Origin of the sequence: Bradyrhizobium sp. LMTR 3, assembly GCF_001693485.1 — a bacterium.
In the GTDB taxonomy this organism is placed as follows: domain Bacteria; phylum Pseudomonadota; class Alphaproteobacteria; order Rhizobiales; family Xanthobacteraceae; genus Bradyrhizobium.
Genome location: NZ_MAXC01000055.1, coordinates 118,828 through 136,964, shown reverse-complemented (window position 1 = coordinate 136,964; position 18,137 = coordinate 118,828). Strand labels below are relative to the sequence as shown.

The 18,137-nt window shown below is 63.0% G+C and carries 18 protein-coding genes; 15 read left to right on the top strand and 3 right to left on the bottom strand.

Annotated elements, in window-relative coordinates; translation table 11 throughout:
• Positions 1-109: 109 nt before the first annotated feature.
• The gene (locus LMTR3_RS34840) at positions 110-1,801 is read right to left on the bottom strand and encodes a PQQ-dependent dehydrogenase, methanol/ethanol family (protein WP_065749678.1); all 1,692 of its coding nucleotides are present in this window, start codon (positions 1,799-1,801) and stop codon (positions 110-112) included.
• A 647-nt stretch (positions 1,802-2,448) separates the two neighbouring features.
• On the opposite strand from LMTR3_RS34840, the gene LMTR3_RS34835 reads away from it, so the two are divergent.
• Both LMTR3_RS34835 and dinB read left to right on the top strand, forming a co-directional pair.
• Entirely contained in the window at positions 2,449-2,658 is a 210-nt protein-coding gene (locus tag LMTR3_RS34835) for a hypothetical protein (protein WP_065749473.1), read from the top strand.
• A 124-nt stretch (positions 2,659-2,782) separates the two neighbouring features.
• Positions 2,783-4,030 carry a DNA polymerase IV gene (gene dinB / locus LMTR3_RS34830; protein ID WP_065749472.1) on the top strand — a complete coding sequence of 416 codons (1,248 nt, stop codon included), beginning with the start codon at positions 2,783-2,785 and terminating at the stop codon, positions 4,028-4,030.
• Positions 4,031-4,169: 139 nt separating this feature from the next.
• Here the strand turns inward: dinB and LMTR3_RS34825 are convergent, their stop codons facing one another.
• Positions 4,170-5,099 (bottom strand): LysR substrate-binding domain-containing protein, encoded by a 930-nt coding sequence (locus LMTR3_RS34825; protein WP_065749471.1) that lies wholly within the window; start codon positions 5,097-5,099, stop codon positions 4,170-4,172.
• Between the two features lie 258 nt (positions 5,100-5,357).
• Between LMTR3_RS34825 and LMTR3_RS34820 the strand changes: the two genes are divergently transcribed.
• From LMTR3_RS34820 to LMTR3_RS34780, 9 genes are all read left to right on the top strand, one after another.
• Complete coding sequence (locus LMTR3_RS34820; RefSeq protein ID WP_065749470.1) at positions 5,358-6,392, top strand: ABC transporter substrate-binding protein; 1,035 nt, start codon at positions 5,358-5,360, stop codon at positions 6,390-6,392.
• An 86-nt stretch (positions 6,393-6,478) separates the two neighbouring features.
• Entirely contained in the window at positions 6,479-7,522 is a 1,044-nt protein-coding gene (locus LMTR3_RS34815) for an ABC transporter ATP-binding protein (RefSeq protein WP_065749469.1), read from the top strand.
• On the top strand, positions 7,519-8,427 hold the full coding sequence (locus tag LMTR3_RS34810; RefSeq protein ID WP_065749468.1) for an ABC transporter permease: 909 nt from the start codon (positions 7,519-7,521) through the stop codon (positions 8,425-8,427). The genes LMTR3_RS34815 and LMTR3_RS34810 overlap by 4 nt, the downstream gene beginning before the upstream one ends.
• Positions 8,424-9,230 carry an ABC transporter permease gene (locus tag LMTR3_RS34805; RefSeq protein WP_065749467.1) on the top strand — a complete coding sequence of 269 codons (807 nt, stop codon included), beginning with the start codon at positions 8,424-8,426 and terminating at the stop codon, positions 9,228-9,230. Before LMTR3_RS34810 ends, LMTR3_RS34805 begins: the two co-directional genes overlap by 4 nt.
• 8 nt (positions 9,231-9,238) lie before the next feature.
• Entirely contained in the window at positions 9,239-10,378 is a 1,140-nt protein-coding gene (locus tag LMTR3_RS34800; RefSeq protein WP_065749466.1) for an NAD(P)/FAD-dependent oxidoreductase, read from the top strand.
• 34 nt (positions 10,379-10,412) lie between these two features.
• The gene (locus LMTR3_RS34795; protein ID WP_065749465.1) at positions 10,413-10,709 is read left to right on the top strand and encodes a (2Fe-2S)-binding protein; all 297 of its coding nucleotides are present in this window, start codon (positions 10,413-10,415) and stop codon (positions 10,707-10,709) included.
• Entirely contained in the window at positions 10,706-12,124 is a 1,419-nt protein-coding gene (locus LMTR3_RS34790; RefSeq protein ID WP_065749464.1) for an NAD(P)/FAD-dependent oxidoreductase, read from the top strand. Before LMTR3_RS34795 ends, LMTR3_RS34790 begins: the two co-directional genes overlap by 4 nt.
• Positions 12,121-13,263 (top strand): NAD(P)/FAD-dependent oxidoreductase, encoded by a 1,143-nt coding sequence (locus tag LMTR3_RS34785; protein WP_065749463.1) that lies wholly within the window; start codon positions 12,121-12,123, stop codon positions 13,261-13,263. The genes LMTR3_RS34790 and LMTR3_RS34785 overlap by 4 nt, the downstream gene beginning before the upstream one ends.
• The gene (locus LMTR3_RS34780) at positions 13,260-13,607 is read left to right on the top strand and encodes a RidA family protein (protein WP_065749462.1); all 348 of its coding nucleotides are present in this window, start codon (positions 13,260-13,262) and stop codon (positions 13,605-13,607) included. Before LMTR3_RS34785 ends, LMTR3_RS34780 begins: the two co-directional genes overlap by 4 nt.
• Before the next feature lie 50 nt (positions 13,608-13,657).
• Here the strand turns inward: LMTR3_RS34780 and LMTR3_RS34775 are convergent, their stop codons facing one another.
• Positions 13,658-14,557, bottom strand: a complete 900-nt coding sequence (locus tag LMTR3_RS34775) for a LysR family transcriptional regulator (RefSeq protein WP_065749461.1) — start codon at positions 14,555-14,557, stop codon at positions 13,658-13,660.
• 150 nt (positions 14,558-14,707) lie between these two features.
• Between LMTR3_RS34775 and LMTR3_RS34770 the strand changes: the two genes are divergently transcribed.
• From LMTR3_RS34770 to LMTR3_RS34755, 4 genes are read left to right on the top strand one after another with little or no spacing between them, the layout of a single operon-like run.
• Complete coding sequence (locus LMTR3_RS34770; protein ID WP_084029988.1) at positions 14,708-15,691, top strand: N-carbamoyl-D-amino-acid hydrolase; 984 nt, start codon at positions 14,708-14,710, stop codon at positions 15,689-15,691.
• Positions 15,688-16,512, top strand: a complete 825-nt coding sequence (locus tag LMTR3_RS34765; protein ID WP_065749460.1) for an ABC transporter substrate-binding protein — start codon at positions 15,688-15,690, stop codon at positions 16,510-16,512. Before LMTR3_RS34770 ends, LMTR3_RS34765 begins: the two co-directional genes overlap by 4 nt.
• Complete coding sequence (locus tag LMTR3_RS34760; protein ID WP_065749459.1) at positions 16,509-17,366, top strand: amino acid ABC transporter permease; 858 nt, start codon at positions 16,509-16,511, stop codon at positions 17,364-17,366. The genes LMTR3_RS34765 and LMTR3_RS34760 overlap by 4 nt, the downstream gene beginning before the upstream one ends.
• A complete protein-coding gene (locus LMTR3_RS34755; RefSeq protein ID WP_065749458.1) occupies positions 17,363-18,127 on the top strand; it encodes an amino acid ABC transporter ATP-binding protein in 765 nt (254 codons plus the stop codon). The genes LMTR3_RS34760 and LMTR3_RS34755 overlap by 4 nt, the downstream gene beginning before the upstream one ends.
• The last annotated feature ends 10 nt before the right edge of the window (positions 18,128-18,137 follow it).

Below are 18,137 nucleotides of genomic sequence, written 5' to 3'. Positions count from 1 at the left end.
CGGTAATTCTTTGAGCGCTTCCGGCAACGGCGCGGTTGTCCGGAAGCAGATGCCGTCGAGTGGTGGCGCGTACCCCGTCGAACACCGGGATACGCGCCGGCCTTTCCGATTACTGGATGCTGAACACGAACAGCGACCCGCCCTCGGGCGCCGCTGCCGTCATCTTCTTGCCGACTTCGCCGAGGAACGCCGGAATGGCAGCCGTGCGGCCGACGACGATGGCGACATACTGCTTGCCATCAACCATGTAGGTGATGGGACCTGCGCCGATGCCGGAGCCGAGTTTCTTGTTCCAGAGAACCTTGCCGGTCTTGGCGTCGATGGCACGGAAGTCACCGTGAAGGTTGCCCGAAAACACCAGGCCACCGCCGGTCGTCAGCGTGCCACCGTTGAACGGCAGGTCCTCCTTGATGGACCAGACCTTCTTCCGGTTCACCGGATCCCAGGCGATGAGCTCGCCGAGGAAGCCGCCCGGGCCTTCCTTGGTCGGGAATTCGGCGCCGAGATAGAATACGCCGCGCTTGTAGGCGACGTCGCTGACTGACCAATCCATGCAAACGTTGTTGGTCGGAATGTAGACCAGTCCGGTTTGCGGATTGTACGACATCGGCTGCCAGTTCTTGCCGCCGATCAGGTTCGGGCAGATGTCCTTTGCAGGATGGCCCGGGCCGGGACGTTTGTCCGGGTTTTCGACGGCGCGCATGGTGGCGACGTCCCACTTCTCGGCCCAGTTGGCGTAGATGAACTTCTCGGCCGAGAGAACCTTGCCGGTCTCGCGGTTGGCCACGAAGAAGAAGCCGTTGCGATCCGCCTTGAGAAGGGCGGGTACCGTATTGTTGCCGATCTTGAGATCGGCAAGGATCGCCTCGTTGACGCCATCATAGTCCCAGGCGTCGGCCGGCGTGGTTTGGATGTGCCACTTGATCTTGCCGGTGTTCGGATCGAGCGCAAGCGTGGACGCCGTATAAAGGTTGGTCAGCTTGCCGAAATCGCCGTTGCCCGTCGACCGGACGGCGATGTTCCAGGGGGCCGGATTGCTGGTGCCCCAGTATACCGTGTCGGTCTTGGCATCGTAGGAGCCGACAAGCCAGGCGGCGCCGCCGCCGTGCTGCGCGCTGTCGCCCTTCCAGGTATCGCCGCCGGGTTCCTCCGGTGCAGGGACGGTGTATGTCTGCCATGCCTGCTTGCCGGTGTTGATATCGAAGGCCAGCAGCGCGCCGCGCACGCCATATTCGCCGCCGCCGAAGCCGGTGATGACCTTGTCGCGCACCACGAGCGGTGGCGAAGTGATGACCGAGCCCTGCTTGTAGTCGACCACTTTCGTCGTCCACAGCGCCTTGCCGGTGGCGGCGTCGAGCGCGGTCAACTTGCCATCGAGGCGTCCGACGAACAGCTTGCCGTCGGCGTAGGCGATGCCGCGGTTGTTCACGTCACAGCAGGCGTATTGCAGAACATCGTCCGGAATCTCGGGCTCCCAGGTCCATTTGCGCGCACCCGTCGCAGCATCGAGCGCATAGACGTACTTCGGTCCCCACGATGTCGACACATAGAGGGTGTTGCCGATGACGATCGGCGAAGCCTCATTCGAGCGTAGAGATCCAAGCGAGAACGAATAGGCGAGCGAAAGCTTGCTCGCGTTCTCGGTGGTGATCTGCTTGAGCGGACTGAAGCGGGTGTTGGCGTAGTCGTGGCCGGCTACCGCCCATAGTTCCGCTACGGCTTCGGCCTTCAACACGGTTTCATTGGCGCGAACGCCGATAGTGCTCGCAGCCACAACGGCGGCGATCGATATGCCGGCCAGCAGTCCCCTGTGTGCCAAATTCATTGTTCCCTCCGGATCTGATTATCTGCGTCGCAAACCAGTGCTTGGTGCAGGATGCCAAGCTTCCGATGCGCAGGCGTGCTGCGAGACATCGCTGGAATTACAGCACCGGCGCTTTGCACACAGTATAGGCGGAAGGTAGTAGTCAAATCCGCCGCAATGGTTGAGCCGTCCGCAGCTTGCTTCTGTCTGTCGCAGCGAAAGGATGCGGAGCGAATGTGCCCCGGAGGAAATATGAATCAGAACTCTTGTCTCGTCCGCTTCACAGCCGGCGCCTCATTATCCGGCCCTTCCATGCAAAGCGACGCAGTCAGGCGCCGCGTGCGCGATGGCGCCGTGTAGGCGATGTCATATCGAGTTCCTGACAGCCGTACAGCGCGGTGCGCGCCTCCGCTTGTTCGGCGTCTTCGGAATCAGTGTTCGATCGAGGTGGAGATTCGGCTCGACGTTCCGGGCAGATTCGGCGACGGGTACGCTGGATTTCAAGGAGTTGAGGCGCCGCCGCATACTACCAAGATCGCGATTACAAAGTTTTGCAGCCGTGTTCCTATTCAAAAACTCCGAGGCGCCGGTGAACCATGCGGTCAGCGGCGCCAATCTCATCGTAGCAATGAGGTTCTCCTGTCGTGATTAAAATCATCGCGGTGCTCTGCAGTCTCTCCTCTCCGGCAAATTGCTACGAGCAGACCGTTACCACCTCAGACTACGCCGACGTGTCGATGCAGTCTTGCCTGACCGGCGCGCCGCAGCTCGCCGAGTGGATGAAACAGCATCCCGCCGAGCGCCTGGCGGGATGGCGCTGCGTGATTGGCAAACAGGATCGCAGGGGAGCCTAGGCTGGAAAGCAACTTTCCTTGCAGCCTCCAGGGAAATTTCTATCCCGGCTTGACAAGCGTCCATGCAGGTTCTCATTATGTTCTCATGAAGACTTCAGTCAGATCTCGCGGGTGAACGGTCGGGATGGCTACGACAGCCACGATCCTTCATGCAGACCTGGACGCGTTTTATGCCTCGGTTGAGCAACTGCTCGACCCTTCGTTACGCGGTAGACCCATCGCGGTCGGTGGCGGGGTTGTGCTTGCCGCTTCGTACGAAGCCAAGGCCTTCGGGGTCCGTAGCGGCATGCCGGGACGGCAGGCACGTGAGCTATGTCCACAACTCATCTTCGTCAGTGGCCACTTCAAAGACTACCAGCGGTTGGGCGACGCTGCCATCAGCGTGATCGGCGATTTCACACCCCTCGTCGAGCGGATTTCCATCGACGAGGCCTTTGCCGACGTTGCGGGCTGCACCCATCTTTTCGGTGCACCTGCTGAAATTGCGGCCGCAATCCGCAAGCGCGTACGCACCGAGCTTGGCCTGCCGATCTCAGTGGGTGTCGCGCGCACCAAGCATCTGGCGAAAATCGCTTCGCAGGTAGCCAAGCCAGACGGGCTTGTGGTTGTCGATCCCGACACCGAACTGGAATTCCTTCACGAACTAGCCGTCGAGCTGATGTGGGGAGTGGGTCCGGTCACGAAGGCGCGGCTGGCCGAGATCGGCGTGTTGACCATCGGTCAGTTGGCCAAGACACCAGGATGGTCGCTCGAACGGTTGCTCGGTCCCGCGACAGGCGAGAAACTCGCGGCGCTGGCGTGGAATCGCGATCCGCGGCAACTCAAGCCCCATCGCCGGGCCCGATCGGCCGGGGCGCAGTCAGCGATTGGCAGGAAGCCGGCCGACGAGCAGGTTATTCGACCCACCCTGCTTCACCTTGCGGACCGCATCGCCGCGCGGCTCCGGGCGAAGTCCAGGCCCGGCCGAACCGTGACGGTCCGCGTTCGCTTCGCCGACCTGAACTCGGTCACGCGCTCGGTAACGCTCGGTGCGCCGATCTCCGCGACCGTGATTCTCGCTGAACTTGCCGAGGAACTGGTGCGCGCGGTCCTCGCAGATCACCCGGACGAGAAGATCATCTCGCTGTTGGCGATCTCCGTATCGCATCTCGAGGAGAACTGGGATCTGGAGCTGGAGCTCCCGCTCGGACTTGAAGATGAAGCGCGCCGTCCCGGCAGCAGGCCAGGCATGGCCCGTTGGACGGCAGACTGTGCTGTCGACAAGATCCGCGATCGCTTCGGATGGGATGCGATCGGATATGGCGCGGCTGCGCTGGGTGTTTCGCGTTCGGTGCCTGACGAGTTTCGAAAACTCGCCGAAAAGGATTTGTAACCGCCGGTCACTGGCGATCGGACGACTGAAGAAGGTAGCGCAGGCTCGTCGGGTGTGGGGAAAGGCGGTAGCGCGTCGTACCTGTCGGCCGAATTCTCAGCGGACGAGGATTTCCGCCGGTGGGTCGAAAAGCTTCGCATCATGGATGAACAGGGCTGAGGCCGGGCATGGGCCCGTCAATATCGTCGAGCGCCTGCCGCATGGCCTCCACCAGATCCAATGCGACTGGCGAGGGGCTGCGCTGCGGCGGAAAAACAGCCGCAAACTCGAAATCGATCCGCGGCGTGAAGCGGCGCGCGATGACGCCGCGGCTTTCGAATTCTCGCGCCGTGAATGGATCGCAGATCGCCACGCCAACTCCGGATGACACCAACCCGCACATGATCTCAGACAGGCTGGTTTCGACCCGAAGGACACGGCGGACGTCGTCGCGATTGAAGGCCTGGTCGATCAGATGCCGGCCTGTCGACCCGGTCGTCAGCGACACGAAGGTCTCTCCCTCGAAATCGCGCGGCTCCAGCATCGCCTTGGCCGCGAGTCGGTGTCCTTCGGGCAGGACTGCAACGCGAGGGGGCGCTGGCAACCGCACGATCGACAGGCCCACATGGGCGATGGGTACCTCTGCGAAGCCGATGTCGCATTGGTTGTTCAATACCCAGTCGACCACAATCGGTGAGATCACGCCAAAGAACGACAAGTTGAGGTTCGGCCGCTCCCTCAGAAACCGCCCGGCGAGTCTTGGCAGGTAGCCGTTGGACAACGCCGGCAAGGCGGCGATCCGAAGCGTGCCGGTTCGGCGGCTGCGGATTTCCTCGGCTGCCGCAGTGATCCGTTCGAGACCAACGAAGGAACGCTCGACTTCCATGTAGAGTGCCGTGGCGGCCGCCGTCGGCACAAGTCCGGTGCCGCGCTTTTCGAACAGCTTCATTTTGAGTAGCGCCTGGAAGTCGCGCAGGAGGCGGCTCACCGCCGGCTGCGTCACAGCCATCAGCGCCGCCGCGTCCGTGACGCTGCCCGTCAGCATTGTCGCTCGGAAGGCTTCGACCTGCCGCGAGTTGATGCGCGCCATCCCCACTCCATTCATAACATTCCAGTATGAAGATGGTGCCATTATTAATTGGACGGCGAAAGCGGGGATTGCGATCTTTTTCAGCAAGGCTCGAGGCGGCTCATTTTTTGAGCAGGGTCGGGCAATCCGAGGCGAGGCGGTCCGTCGATCCCGACGAACAGGCACATCCGTCCCGGGGAGGGTGCCAGTCAGAATGTGCACCAGATGTCAGATCGTCGGTACGTCACGTCGCAACCACGCAATTCGGAGCTCGTCCACATGAAGCATCTCGGCCTTTTGACAGCGGTCAGCATCGCGGCCCTGGCCTCGGTCCCGTCGCCGGTTTCGGCGCAGCAGAAGACGCTGTACGTCGCCGGATACGGCGGCTCCTTCGAAAAAACGATCCGGGACGCCGTGGTCCCTGCCTTTGAGCAGGCCCACGGCGTGAAGGTCGAATACGTTGCCGGCAACTCGACGGATACGCTTGCCAAATTACAGGCCCAGAAGGGCAACCAGCAGATCGACGTGGCCATCGTCGATGACGGTCCGATGTATCAGGCGATTCAGCTTGGCTTCTGCAGCAAGATCGAAGGCCTACCGGCCGATCTCTATGATGCCGCCCGCTTCAAGGATGACCATGCGGTTGCCATTGGGCTGGTCGCAACCGGTTTGATGTACAACACCAAGATCTTCGCCGAGAAGGGCTGGGCGCCGCCCACCTCCTGGAACGATCTCAAAGATCCGAAATACCAGAAGCAACTGGTCATTCCGCCGATCAACAACACCTATGGTCTGGAAGCTCTCCTGATGCTCGCCAGAATGAACGGCGGCAGCGAAGCTAACGTCGATTCGGGGTTCAAGATCTTCAAGAATGACATCAATCCGAATGTGCTGGCCTACGAACCCTCGCCAGGCAAGATGACCGAGCTGTTCCAGTCAGGCCAAGCCGTGTTGGCCGTGTGGGGCACAGGCCGGGTCCAAAGTTTCGCGAACACCGGCTTTCCTGTCGACTTCGTGTATCCCAAGGAAGGCGCCGCTACGCTCCTCGCGAGCGCGTGTCCGGTCGCCAAGCCCAACGCCTCACCGCTCGCCGCGACATTCGTCAAGACACTTCTCGACCCGAAACTGCAGCTCGTCCTGTTGAAGGACTACGGCTACGGCCCGGTGCTGAAGTCTCTGGTCGTTCCGCCAGAACTCGGCAAGATGGCGCCGATCGGCGAGCGCGCGGCGAAGCTCTATACGCCGGACTGGACCATTATCAACGAGAAGCGCGAGGAATGGACCAAGCGATGGAATCGTGAGGTTGAGCGCTGAACCAAGCGGGCCGACGGGATTTCGCTTCAGCAGCCGAGAATGCCACTGACCGCGTATCGGCGTCGGCCACACCAGGATCCGAATCCATGTCCTTTCTCGAGCTCGACCGTGTCGCGAAGCAGTTCGGCCCGCAGACCGTCGTGGACGACTTCAGTCTTGCCGTGGGCAAGGGCGAGTTCATCTCCCTCCTCGGTCCCTCGGGTTGCGGAAAGACCACTACGCTGCAGATGATCGCAGGCTTCCTGGATCCTTCGCGCGGCGCGATCCGGCTCGAGGGCCGCGACCTCACCGCAGTCCGTCCGGCCAAGCGCGGCCTCGGCATCGTATTTCAGAGCTACGCGCTGTTTCCGCACATGACCGCGGCAGAGAACGTATCTTTTGGACTCGAGATGCGGCGCGTGCCGAAGGCTAATCGCAGCGAGCGAGTCCGCGCCGCCCTCGCGATGGTCGGGCTCGCCGGCTTCGAGGATCGTTATCCGCGACGCATGTCGGGTGGCCAGCAGCAGCGCGTGGCGCTCGCCCGGGCGCTGGTGGTCCGGCCGAGCGTGTTGCTCCTCGACGAGCCGCTGTCGAATCTCGACGCCAAGCTGCGTGAGGAGATGCAGATCGAATTGCGCCAGATCCAGCGCAACCTTGGCACCACCACGATCCTCGTCACCCACGACCAGATCGAGGCGATGTCGCTCTCCGATCGTATTGTGGTGATGAGCCAGGGCCGCATCGAGCAGATCGGCACGCCGCAGGAGACCTATGAACGGCCCGTGTCGGCCTTCGTGTCTCAGTTCCTTGGCAAGACCAATGATTTCGCCGCGACGATCGACCGGACCGCCGCTCCGGCGCGGCTCGTTGCCGGCTCCTGGAGCGCGCCCGCGCCGGCCGGCATCGCCGGTCCGGTGACGGTCAGCATTCGCCCCGAGCGAATTGGCTTCGGCGACACGGGGCTCGCAGCGAAGATCGTCACCCGCATCTTCCAGGGCAATCACTGGCTGTTCCAGTGCGAGACCGAATCTGGCCCTGCAATTGTGATCCGCCAGAATGACGGTCAACCGCAACCCGCCGAGGGCGAGGCCGTCCGGCTTGGCTGGCGGCCGGAAGACATGAGCCTGCGCACCGCCGGAGGCGCCAAATGAGCACGGCTCCCGACACGTCTGTCTTGACCACAGGACCATCGGCTGATGAACGCGCTGCGCGCGCCCCTTGGGCGCTGACCGCGCCCGCGCTGATGCTGTTCGTCGGCATCCTTGTGATCCCGCTCGCGATGACCGTGATGCTCTCGTTCCATGACTGGGGCCAATACAAGGGCATTGAGCCGGTTTTCATCTTGAAAAACTGGCACGAGATCGCAACCGATCCCTACTATGCCGAGATGTTCTGGCGCACCTTCCGCGTCGCGCTGCTCGCGACGCTGATCACCGCCGTGTTCGGCGCGCCGGAAGCCTACATCCTCAACCGCATGAGCGGACCTTGGAAGAGTTTCTTTCTGCTCGTCATCCTCGGCCCGCTATTGATCTCCGTGGTCGCACGCACGCTCGGGTGGGCGCTTCTGTTCGGCGGCAACAACGGCCTCGTCAACAAGTTCTTGATGTCACTCGGGCTGATCGGCTCGCCGCTGCCCTTCATGTTCACCGAGACCGGCATGGTCGTGGCGCTCGCCCATGTGATGATGCCGTTTATGGTGCTGTCGGTCTGGGCCGCATTGCAGCGCCTCGATCCGCAAATCGAAAACGCCGCGTTGTCGCTGGGTGCCAGCTCGTTCACCATCATCCGCCGCATCGTTCTGCCTCAGATCATGCCGGGCGTATTGTCGGGCGCGATTATCGTGTTCTCGCTGTCGGCCAGCGCCTTTGCAACACCGGCGATCATCGGCGGCCGTCGGCTCAAGGTCGCGGCGACGCTGGCGTATGACGAGTTTCTCAATACGCTGAACTGGCCGCTCGGGGCGGCAGTCGCCGTGCTGCTCCTCGTGGCGCTCGTGCTGATCGTCGTCGGTAGCAACGCGCTGATCGAGCGGCGCTACGCCGAGGTATTTCGATGAGGACAAATGGCCCGATCTCTCTTGTGTTCCACACGGTATTCGTCGTCTTCATGCTGGCGCCGATCGTGGTCGTCTGCCTCGTTGCCTTTACGCCCGATGGCTTCCTGTCGCTGCCGACCAACGGCTTCTCCCTGCGCTGGTTCAGGGCGATCGCCAGCTACCCCGAGTTCGTTCGCGCCTTCTGGGTGAGCCTCGGACTCGGCGCCCTGTCGTCGTTCGTGGCGCTCCTCTTCGCGGTGCCGGCGGCGCTCGCCATCGCCCGCTACCGCTTCCGCGGCCGCGATGCGCTCTCGGCGCTATTCCTTTCACCGCTGATGATTCCCCATGTCGTGCTCGGCATCGCCTTCCTGCGCTTCTTCACGTCGATCGGCATCGGCGGCAGTTTCGCGGCGCTCATCATTGCCCATGTCTTGGTGGTGTTTCCGTTCGCGCTCCGGCTGACGCTGGCTGCGGCGACCGGCATGGACCGCTCGGTCGAGATGGCGGCGCTCTCGCTCGGCGCCGACGATTGGACACTGTTCCGCCGCGTGACTTTGCCCTTGATTCTCCCTGGCGTCGTCAGCGGCTGGGCGCTCGCCTTCATCCAGTCCTTCGATGATCTGACCATGACCGTATTCCTCGCCACGCCCGGCACCGAGACGCTGCCGGTCCGCATGTTCCTCTACATCCAGGACAACATCGACCCGCTGGTGACCTCCGTCTCCGCCAGCGTGATTGCAATCACCATGACGGCCCTCGTCGTGCTCGACCGCTTCTACGGGCTCGACCGCGTGCTCGCCGGCAAGAGCGACGCAGGGCAATAGGAGAAGCCATGTCAAAGGAATATGACGTCGCTGTCGTCGGCGGCGGGCTGCTCGGCTCCGCCATCTCTTGGGGGCTTGGCCGGCTCGGCAAAAAGGTCGCCGTCCTCGACGAGGGCGATATCGCCAAGCGTGCCTCGCGGGCCAATTTCGCGCTCATCTGGGTGCAGAGCAAAGGCCTCGGCATGCCGGCCTACACCGGCTGGACCGTCCGCGCCTCCGAGACATGGCCAACGCTTGCCGCCGAATTGAAGGAGCAGACCGGTCTCGACGTTGCCCTGCAGCAGAATGGTGGCTTTCACCTAACGCTCGGTGAGCACGAATTCGAGCAGCGCGCTCAACTCGTCACGCGCATGCATAACCAGGTGGGGGCGGCCGATTACCGGATGGAGATGCTGTCGGTGTCCGAAGTGAAAAAAATGCTGCCTCTCGTCGGCCCCGAAGTCTCCGGCGGCAGCTTCTGTCCGCTTGACGGGCACGTGAATTCGCTGCGCACCTTCCGCGCTTTCCATACCGGCCTAAAGCTGTTTGGTGTCGATTATCTTCCCGAGCGACCGGTTTCAGCGATAACCCGCGCCGGCGGCGAATTCCATCTGTCGACGCCGCAGGGCGATATCCATGCCGCGAAGGTCGTGCTTGCCGCCGGCAACGCCAACCAGACGCTGGCGCCGATGGTCGGGCTGTCGGCGCCGATGGGCCCGACCCGCGGTCAGATCGTGGTCACCGAGCGCACAGTGCCGTTTCTCCCGCATCCGCTGACGACGATCCGCCAGACCGACGAGGGGACGGTGATGATCGGGGACAGCAAGGAAGAGCAACTCGACGACCGCGTGCTGAACCATTCCGTCAGTGCTGTCATGGCGGATCGCGCGCAGCGCATGTTTCCTCATCTTGCTCGCCTCAACGTGGTGCGGAGTTGGTCTGGCATCCGCGTGATGCCGCTGGACGGCTTCCCGATCTATGACCGGTCGGAGAGCCAGCCAGGCGCTTTTGTCGCCTGTTGCCATTCCGGCGTAACGCTCGCGCCCAATCACGCGTTTGAGATTGCCCGGATGGTCGCCGAGGATGCGCTCGACGCGGAACTCGTCGGCGCCTTCTCAGCGCGGCGCTTCGGCGAAGACCGCGCTGCGAACGGCAGCGGCTACTACTGAAATCGACATGGCTCGAAGGGGCCAGGAGACATCAATGTTCAAGCGATCCGATCAGGACACCAGAAGACCCCTGCAGATCTTCGTCGACGGGACCGCAGTCGAGGCGCGAGAGGGCGACACGGTGTCCGCAGCGCTGCTTGCCTCCGGCCGCGACGCCCGCCGCGCTACCGCGGTCAGCGGCGCGCCGCGGCTACCCTATTGCATGATGGGCGTGTGCTTCGACTGCCTCGTCACGATCGATGGCGTCGGCAACCGCCAAGGCTGCCTGGTGCCGGTCGCCGAGGGGATGCAGATTGAAATCCAGAAAGGCAAGCGGGAGATCGGGCGATGAGAGCGACGCCCAAGCGCGATAACTACGACATCGTGGTGATCGGGGCCGGGCCCGCTGGTCTCGCCGCCACCGTGTTCGCAGCAGAGGCCGGCCTGTCGGCCCTGCTGCTTGATGAGAACCCCGGTCCCGGCGGCCAGGTCTGGCGCGCTATCTCATCGACTCCGGTAGCGGAGCGCGAGCAACTGGGCGCAGACTATTGGGCCGGCGCGGACCTCGTCCAGGCGGTGCGGTCGAGCGGTGCCGAAATCATCCATCGCGCGACCGTCTGGAGTCTTGACCGCAACCTCGAGGTCGGTGTCTCCGTCGGCGGCGCATCGGCCTTCATAAACGCGCGTCGTGTGGTCCTGGCGACGGGCGCGTTGGAGCGGCCATTTCCCATCCCGGGCTGGACGCTCCCGGGGGTGATGACTGCCGGCGCCGCGCAGACGATGCTGAAGTCTTCAGGTCTCGTGCCTGACGGGCGCACGGTTATTGCCGGGCAGGGACCATTGCTTTGGCTGCTCGCGGCGCAGATCCTGCGCCTTGGCGGCCGCATCGACCGCATCCTCGATACAACCGAGCGCCGAAACCATATCGCCGCGCTGCCCCATGCCTTCGCCTTCATGACCTCACCCTATTTCGCGAAGGGACTGGCGATGATGAGGGAAGTGCGGGCGAAAGTGCGCGTCGTGACCGGCGTCAACGAACTTTCTGCCGAGGGGGACGGCCAGCTTGCAACCGTCACCTATGCGGCAGGCGACCGACGTGAAACGATTCCGGCCGGATTGCTTCTGCTGCATCAGGGCGTGGTACCCAACGTCAATCTCGCCATGGCCGCGGGGGTCGAGCATCGCTGGGACGACCGGCAACTCTGCTGGTCGCCGGTGGTCGACGACAAGGGCAACACGTCGGTCGAGGGTATCGCTATCGCCGGTGACGGCGCCGGGATCGCTGGCATGGAAGCTGCCGTCTTCCGGGGCCGTATCGCAGCAAGAGCAGCGGTTCAAGCTCTGGCACCCGAGGAGGCGGCGAAGCTCGCACCCATGGCGATGCTCAGGACTAATCTGGCTCGCGCCGAGCGCGGGCGCGCCTTCCTCGATACGCTGTTCCGGCCCGCGCGGCAGTTCCGTATTCCCAAGGGCGACACGATCGTCTGCCGCTGCGAGGAAGTCACTGCCAACGACATTCTCGACGCCGTCGCAATCGGTGCGACCGGTCCAAACCAGCTCAAGGCCTATCGCCGCACCGGCATGGGCCCGTGCCAAGGGCGGCTCTGCGGTCTCACGGTCACCGAACTCATGGCCGAGGCCCGCGGCAAGAGTCCGCAGGAGATCGGCTACTATCGGCTGCGTGCACCCGTAAAGCCGATCACGCTGTCGGAATTGGCGGCCGTGGCGAAGACAGAGGCCGACGTGAACGCCGTGGTGCGGGGATGACCAGGCTTGTGGATGCTATCGTCGTAGGCGGCGGCATCCACGGATGCTCGACTGCACTTCACCTGAGTCTCGCCGGGATGAAGCCGGTGCTGATCGAGAAGGACTATGCCGGCCGTCACGCCTCGGGGGTGAATGCCGGCGGCGTCCGTCAGCTCGCAAGGCATGTCGCCGAAATTCCGCTCTCGATCCGTTCCATGGGCATATGGGAGGGGATCGGCGAGCTGGTTGATGATAGCTGCGGATTCGAGAGCCACGGCCAGGTGCTGGTCGCCGAGAATGATGCCGAATTCGATGCTTGCCGCGCGCGTGTCGCCGAGCTGAACGCGCTCGGCTTTACCCACGAGGAACTTATCGATGGGCCGGAGCTCCGACGGCTGGTACCAGCCGTTGCCGAAACCTGTCCTGGCGGCGTCGTGTCCCGGCGTGACGGCGCGGCCGAACCCGCGCGCACCACCACTGCTTTCCGCCGCAAGGCGGCAGCTCAAGGCGCAACCGTCTGCGAGGGCGTGGCAGCGAGCAATATCCGAAGAGAGGACGGCCTGTGGCGGGTGGATGTCGGTGCCGACAGCTATGCGGCGCCTGTGCTCGTCAACGCCGCCGGGGCGTGGGCCGGCCGTATTGCCGCGGCACTTGGCGAGCCGGTGCCGGTGGAGACCGTGGCGCCAATGCTGATGATCACCTCGCGCGTGCCGCATTTCATCGATCCGGTGGTGATCCTCCGCGGACGCAAGCTCTCCTTCAAGCAGTTTGCCAACGGCACAGTCCTGATCGGCGGCGGCCATTTGGCAGCGGCGGACCAGGACCGAAACGAGACCGTACTGGACTGGCGCAGCCTTGCGGTCAGTGCCGGCACCGTCTTCGATCTCTTTCCAGTCATGCGAAGCGCATCCATCGTTCGCGCTTGGGCCGGCATCGAGGCACGGACACTCGACGATCTACCCGTTCTGGGTCCGAGCGCGCGCCACGCGGGACTCTACCACCAGTTCGGCTTCTCGCTGCATGGCTTCCAGCTCGGCCCCGGCGCCGGTGCTGTCATGGCCGAGCTGATTGTCAACGGCGGCACACAGACCCGGATCGGCGAACTAGGGATCGACCGCTTCTGTTCCTTTAACCCTGCAAACGAAGATGAGACATTATGAGCATCATCCGCAACATCCGCACGCCAATCATGCATCGCGCCGTCGAGGCCAACGGCTTTGTGTTCGTCGGCGGCACAATCGCCGACGACACCAGCGCCTCGATGGGCGAGCAGACTCGCAACATCCTTGGCAAGATTGCTGGCTACTTGAAGGAAGCAGGAACGGACGCGTCCCGCATCGTAAGTGCCTCGATCTTCGTCACGGATCTGTCGAAGAAAAAGGAAATGGACGCGGCCTGGACCGAGTTCTTCGCCGACAATCTGCCGGCGCGAGCAACAGTAGGTGTGGCCGATCTCGGCGGCGGTGCCTTGATTGAAGTGGTGGTCACCGCCCTAAAAGGCTAAGACTGGCGCGCGTGTAGTAGGAGCATTTCATTCCCATCGGCCGTGTCCTGTCAGGAAGCTTCCCGGCCCAAGAGCAGGCTCGCCTGCCGGACTTCGTCCAGAAATGCCTTGGCCAGCCGTGATAGCGGTTCTGCCTCCGACCACAGCATGTAGGCCACGGCAAGGGTCTTGGGCGCAAAGGGCCGGACGATGAGATCGCGGCTGCCGCCCTGGCTTGGCGAAAACGGATCGACCACCGCAGCGCCCACTCCGGCGGCCGCGAGCACGCAAGCCGTATTGCAGTATCGAACCTCGACGGTCGGCTGGAACGGCGCGCCGGCCTGCGCGAAGCTGTCGCGCACGGCTTCGCCCAATCGCGTGCCGCGCTCCAGCCCGATGAAGGGCACCCCGACCAGGTCGGCAGCGGAGACGACCGGCTGTTCGGCCAGCGGATGGTTTGGCGGCAAGACGCAGACCATTTCGCCGGAGTGAACCACCTCATGCGCAATGCCCGGATGGTGCGAAAGACCGAGGGCGAAGCCTAGTTCCGCAACTCTGCTCAATACGCCTTCGATGATCCCTTCGTAGCGCCGGACATCGAAGAACATCCGCGTCTGCGGGCGACGGCGCAGGAAACCTGACAGGGCGGGTGGAATGATACTGTAGGCAACGGGCGGCGTCGCCACGATCGACAGGTGTCCGGAGCGACATTCCCGGAGGTCACGCACTCGGTTGTCGAGTTTTGCATGCAGCGCGAAGATCGCCTCACTTTCCCTGTACAGCGCCATCGCTTCAGTGGTTGGAAACAGGCGGTTGTTGACACGCTCGAATAGCGCGAACCCCGCTTGCGCTTCCATCGCCTTCAGCGCGTTGCTGATCGCCGGCTGTGACAATGCCAGGTCATCCGCTGCAGCGACCGTCGTCCGGTGGCGAATGACCGCACGCAGGATCTCAAGTTGGCGCAGGTTCATAATAACCGCCGATTATAGTCTGGGCGAAAATATCATAGCACGAGTGATTGCAATTGGCGTCGTGCGTTTGCGTAATAGCGCGCGTTGCTGCGCGCGGTTCGGCTGAGATCATCAGCCCAATGAGGCAGCAATCCGCATAGATTGGAGGCAATGTTGGTCCGTGTTCTTCGCGCCGCCGCCGCTCAGATGGGGCCGACGCAAAAGGCTGATACGCGAGAGCACACGCTCGATCGGATATTAAAGCTCCTCGATCAGGCTGCCGCGCTTGGCGCGAAGCTGGTGGTATTTCCCGAGTTGGCATTCACGACTTTCTTTCCGCGATGGCTCATTGAGGGCGGGGCGCTCGATCAATATTACGAGCACAGCATGCCGAATCCGGCGGTGCAGCCCTTGTTCGATCGCGCCCGGGCGCTCGGTATCGGCTTCTACGTTGGTTACGCCGAACTGACTTCGGAAGGGCGGCGGTACAACTGTTCGATCCTCGTCGACAGCGATGGCGAAGTTCTCGGTCGCTATCGCAAGGTGCATTTGCCCGGCTCGGTCGAGGTGCGAGCCGGCGCGCGCTACCAGCAGCTTGAGAAGCGATATTTTGAATACGGCAATTTGGGATTTCCCGCCTTTCGCGCGGGACCCGGCTGGCGCCACGCCATCATGGGCATGATGATCTGCAACGATCGCCGCTGGCCGGAAGCATGGCGGGTTCTGGGCCTGCAGGGTGTCGAACTGGTCTGCGTCGGCTACAATTCCGCAGCTTACGATCCAAACGGCGGCGTCACGGAAGATGCCGCGCTGCGCACCTTTCATTCGACGCTGGTTACTCAGGCCAATGCCTACATGAACGCGACCTGGGCAATCGCGGTTGCCAAGGCGGGCGACGAGGACGGCTCCGGACTGATCGGCGGCTCCTGCATCGTCGATCCGAATGGCAGGATCGTTGCCGAAGCGCAGACGCTCGGGGATGAAGTTCTTGTCGCCGACCTCGACCTCGATCTTTGCCGCCAGGGCAAGGACAAGATGTTCAATTTCGCCGCCCATCGGCGGCCGGAGCATTACGCCGTCATCACCGAGCGCGCCGGGGTCGTCGAGCCGGCTGTCAGGCGGCCGGTCGCGGCTCCAACGCGGGAGCTGATATGAGACGTATCACGATCTCCTCCAGTCTTGCTGCGCTAACCGCTCTTGCAACCGCGCACGCCGCCGAACTGCCAGATGCGATCAAGCAGGCGGGTGCATTGCGGCTCACGGTCAATTCGACCTACGCGCCGATGGAGTATCGCGATCCCGCGACCAACCAGCTCGTTGGGCTCGACATCGATCTCGCTAACGAACTCGCGAGGCGGCTGAATGTGAAGGTCATTTGGAGCGAAACACCGTTCGCCGAACTGATCCCCTCGTTGCAGACGAAGCGGGCCGACTTCATCATCAGCGGCATCTCGGATCGGAGTTCACGGCGGGAGACAGCCGACTTCATCGACTACCTGACCACCGGCCCGCAGTTCTTCGTTCTGGCCGACAACGCGGCGACGTCTGCCATTGATCTGTGCGGCAAGAAGATCGGAACGACGCGAAGCACCAGTTTCCCGGTCGAGATCGAGAAGTGGAGCAAGCAGAACTGTGAAGCCAGCGGAAAGCCGGCCGTGCAGTATGTTCCGGGCGAAAACAGCATCGATGTCCGCAACCAGCTCAAGCAGGGCCGCATCGATGCCGCCGTGCAGGGCAGCGAGACGCTACCGTATGCCCAGCAGCAGGAAGCTGGAAAATACCGCGTCGTCGGGGAGCCGTTCGCAATCGGCTATCAGGGCATCATGTTCCGGAAGGACGACGCGGCGCTGCGTGAAGTGGTGACCGAACACCTCGCCGCGATGATTGCGGATGGCTCCTACAAGAGAATTCTCGACAAATACGGCCTGGGTGCGCATGCGGTCGCTCAGCCGATGATGAATGCGGCCACGCAATGAGCAACTCAGCCCCGCTTGCTGGAGGCTTCCTCGATCTTTCGAAGTTGCCCGTCGCGCGTCAGGCGCATTGGAGGCGCTGGATCGCCGCGGCTGCAATTCTCGCAGCGCTGGCGGCTATCGGGCGGGCCTTCGCCAACGGTCAGATCGAATGGTCGTATGTCAGCCGCTTCCTGACAGCGCGGGTGATCCTCGAGGGAATCGTCAACACCATGGTGATGGCGGTGCTCGCCATGGCGCTCGGTATCGTTCTGGGCGTCGTTGTCGCGATCATGAGACTCTCGCCAAATCCCGTGCTGAAGTCCGTCGCCGCCGGCTACACCTGGTTGTTTCGCGGCACGCCGCTGATCCTGCAACTGCTGTTGTGGTTCAACATCGCCCTGGTGTTTCCGACCATTGGCATTCCGGGCCTGTGGTCGGCACGGGCGGTCGATGTCATGACGCCGTTCCTGTCCGCGCTGCTCGGGCTTGGCATCAATCAGGGCGCCTACACATCCGAGGTGATGCGGGCGGGCATGCTGTCGGTCGACGCCGGACAATATGAGGCGGCGAAGGCCATCGGCATGGGACGGCTGCGCGCGCTGCGCCGGATCGTTCTGCCACAGGCGATGCGGGTGGTGATCCCTCCGCTCGGCAACGAGTTCATCGGCATGGTGAAAGCCACCTCGCTCGCCAGCGTCATTCAGTATCCGGAGCTACTGCACAGCGCCGAGAATATCTATTACGCCAATTCGCGCGTGATCGAACTCCTGATCGTCGCCGGCCTCTGGTATCTGCTCGTCGTATCGATCTTGACGCCCTTGCAGATGTTGCTCGAACGACGCTTCGCGCGCGGCTTTTCGCAGATCGCCCGATGACCCGCCCCCTCGTCGCCATCCGTTCCGTCAGCAAGACTTTCGGAGAGTTTCAGGCTCTTAAGCAGGTGTCGCTGGATGTATCGGCGGGCGAGGTGCTGTGCCTGATCGGAGCGTCGGGATCGGGTAAGACGACGCTCTTGCGTTGTATCAACCAGCTTACGCCGGTCGACAGCGGCGGCATCTGGCTGGACGGCGAGTTGCTGGGCGTACGCGAACAGGGTGGACGATTGCACCGTCTGACGGAACGCCAGATCGCGCGGCAGCGGTTGAAGACCGGCATGGTATTTCAACGCTTCAATCTCTTCCCGCACAAGACGGCGATTGAAAATATCACCGAAGGTCCGGTTCAGGTACAGGGCCGAAGCCGGGATGACGCGCGGACAGAGGCGATGGAGCTGCTGCGGCGCGTCGGGCTGACGGCGAAGGCCGATGCGTATCCCGCGCAGCTCTCGGGCGGGCAGCAGCAGCGGGTGGCGATCGCTCGCGCGCTCGCCATGAAGCCGATGCTGATGCTGTTCGACGAACCGACGAGCGCGCTCGATCCCGAACTGGTGGGCGAGGTGCTCTCTGTCATGAAAGAGCTTGCCCAGAGCGGGATGACGATGATGGTGGTGACGCACGAACTCGGCTTTGCGCGCGAGGTCGCGGACAGGGTCGTTTACATGGACCATGGCGCCATCGTGGAGTCCGGATTTTCGAGGGACGTCCTCGGCGCGCCCCGCGAGGCGCGCACTCGAGCCTTTCTTTCCGCGGTGATCTGATGGGGCAGCT

Coding starts and splice junctions, on each gene's coding strand:
- dinB (WP_065749472.1), top strand. CDS start 2,783: ATGGCTACGACAGCCACGATCCTTCATGCAGACCTGGACGCGTTTTAT.
- LMTR3_RS34825 (WP_065749471.1), bottom strand. CDS start 5,099: ATGGCGCGCATCAACTCGCGGCAGGTCGAAGCCTTCCGAGCGACAATG.
- LMTR3_RS34820 (WP_065749470.1), top strand. CDS start 5,358: ATGAAGCATCTCGGCCTTTTGACAGCGGTCAGCATCGCGGCCCTGGCC.
- LMTR3_RS34815 (WP_065749469.1), top strand. CDS start 6,479: ATGTCCTTTCTCGAGCTCGACCGTGTCGCGAAGCAGTTCGGCCCGCAG.
- LMTR3_RS34810 (WP_065749468.1), top strand. CDS start 7,519: ATGAGCACGGCTCCCGACACGTCTGTCTTGACCACAGGACCATCGGCT.
- LMTR3_RS34805 (WP_065749467.1), top strand. CDS start 8,424: ATGAGGACAAATGGCCCGATCTCTCTTGTGTTCCACACGGTATTCGTC.
- LMTR3_RS34800 (WP_065749466.1), top strand. CDS start 9,239: ATGTCAAAGGAATATGACGTCGCTGTCGTCGGCGGCGGGCTGCTCGGC.
- LMTR3_RS34795 (WP_065749465.1), top strand. CDS start 10,413: ATGTTCAAGCGATCCGATCAGGACACCAGAAGACCCCTGCAGATCTTC.
- LMTR3_RS34790 (WP_065749464.1), top strand. CDS start 10,706: ATGAGAGCGACGCCCAAGCGCGATAACTACGACATCGTGGTGATCGGG.
- LMTR3_RS34785 (WP_065749463.1), top strand. CDS start 12,121: ATGACCAGGCTTGTGGATGCTATCGTCGTAGGCGGCGGCATCCACGGA.
- LMTR3_RS34780 (WP_065749462.1), top strand. CDS start 13,260: ATGAGCATCATCCGCAACATCCGCACGCCAATCATGCATCGCGCCGTC.
- LMTR3_RS34775 (WP_065749461.1), bottom strand. CDS start 14,557: ATGAACCTGCGCCAACTTGAGATCCTGCGTGCGGTCATTCGCCACCGG.
- LMTR3_RS34770 (WP_084029988.1), top strand. CDS start 14,708: ATGTTGGTCCGTGTTCTTCGCGCCGCCGCCGCTCAGATGGGGCCGACG.
- LMTR3_RS34765 (WP_065749460.1), top strand. CDS start 15,688: ATGAGACGTATCACGATCTCCTCCAGTCTTGCTGCGCTAACCGCTCTT.
- LMTR3_RS34760 (WP_065749459.1), top strand. CDS start 16,509: ATGAGCAACTCAGCCCCGCTTGCTGGAGGCTTCCTCGATCTTTCGAAG.
- LMTR3_RS34755 (WP_065749458.1), top strand. CDS start 17,363: ATGACCCGCCCCCTCGTCGCCATCCGTTCCGTCAGCAAGACTTTCGGA.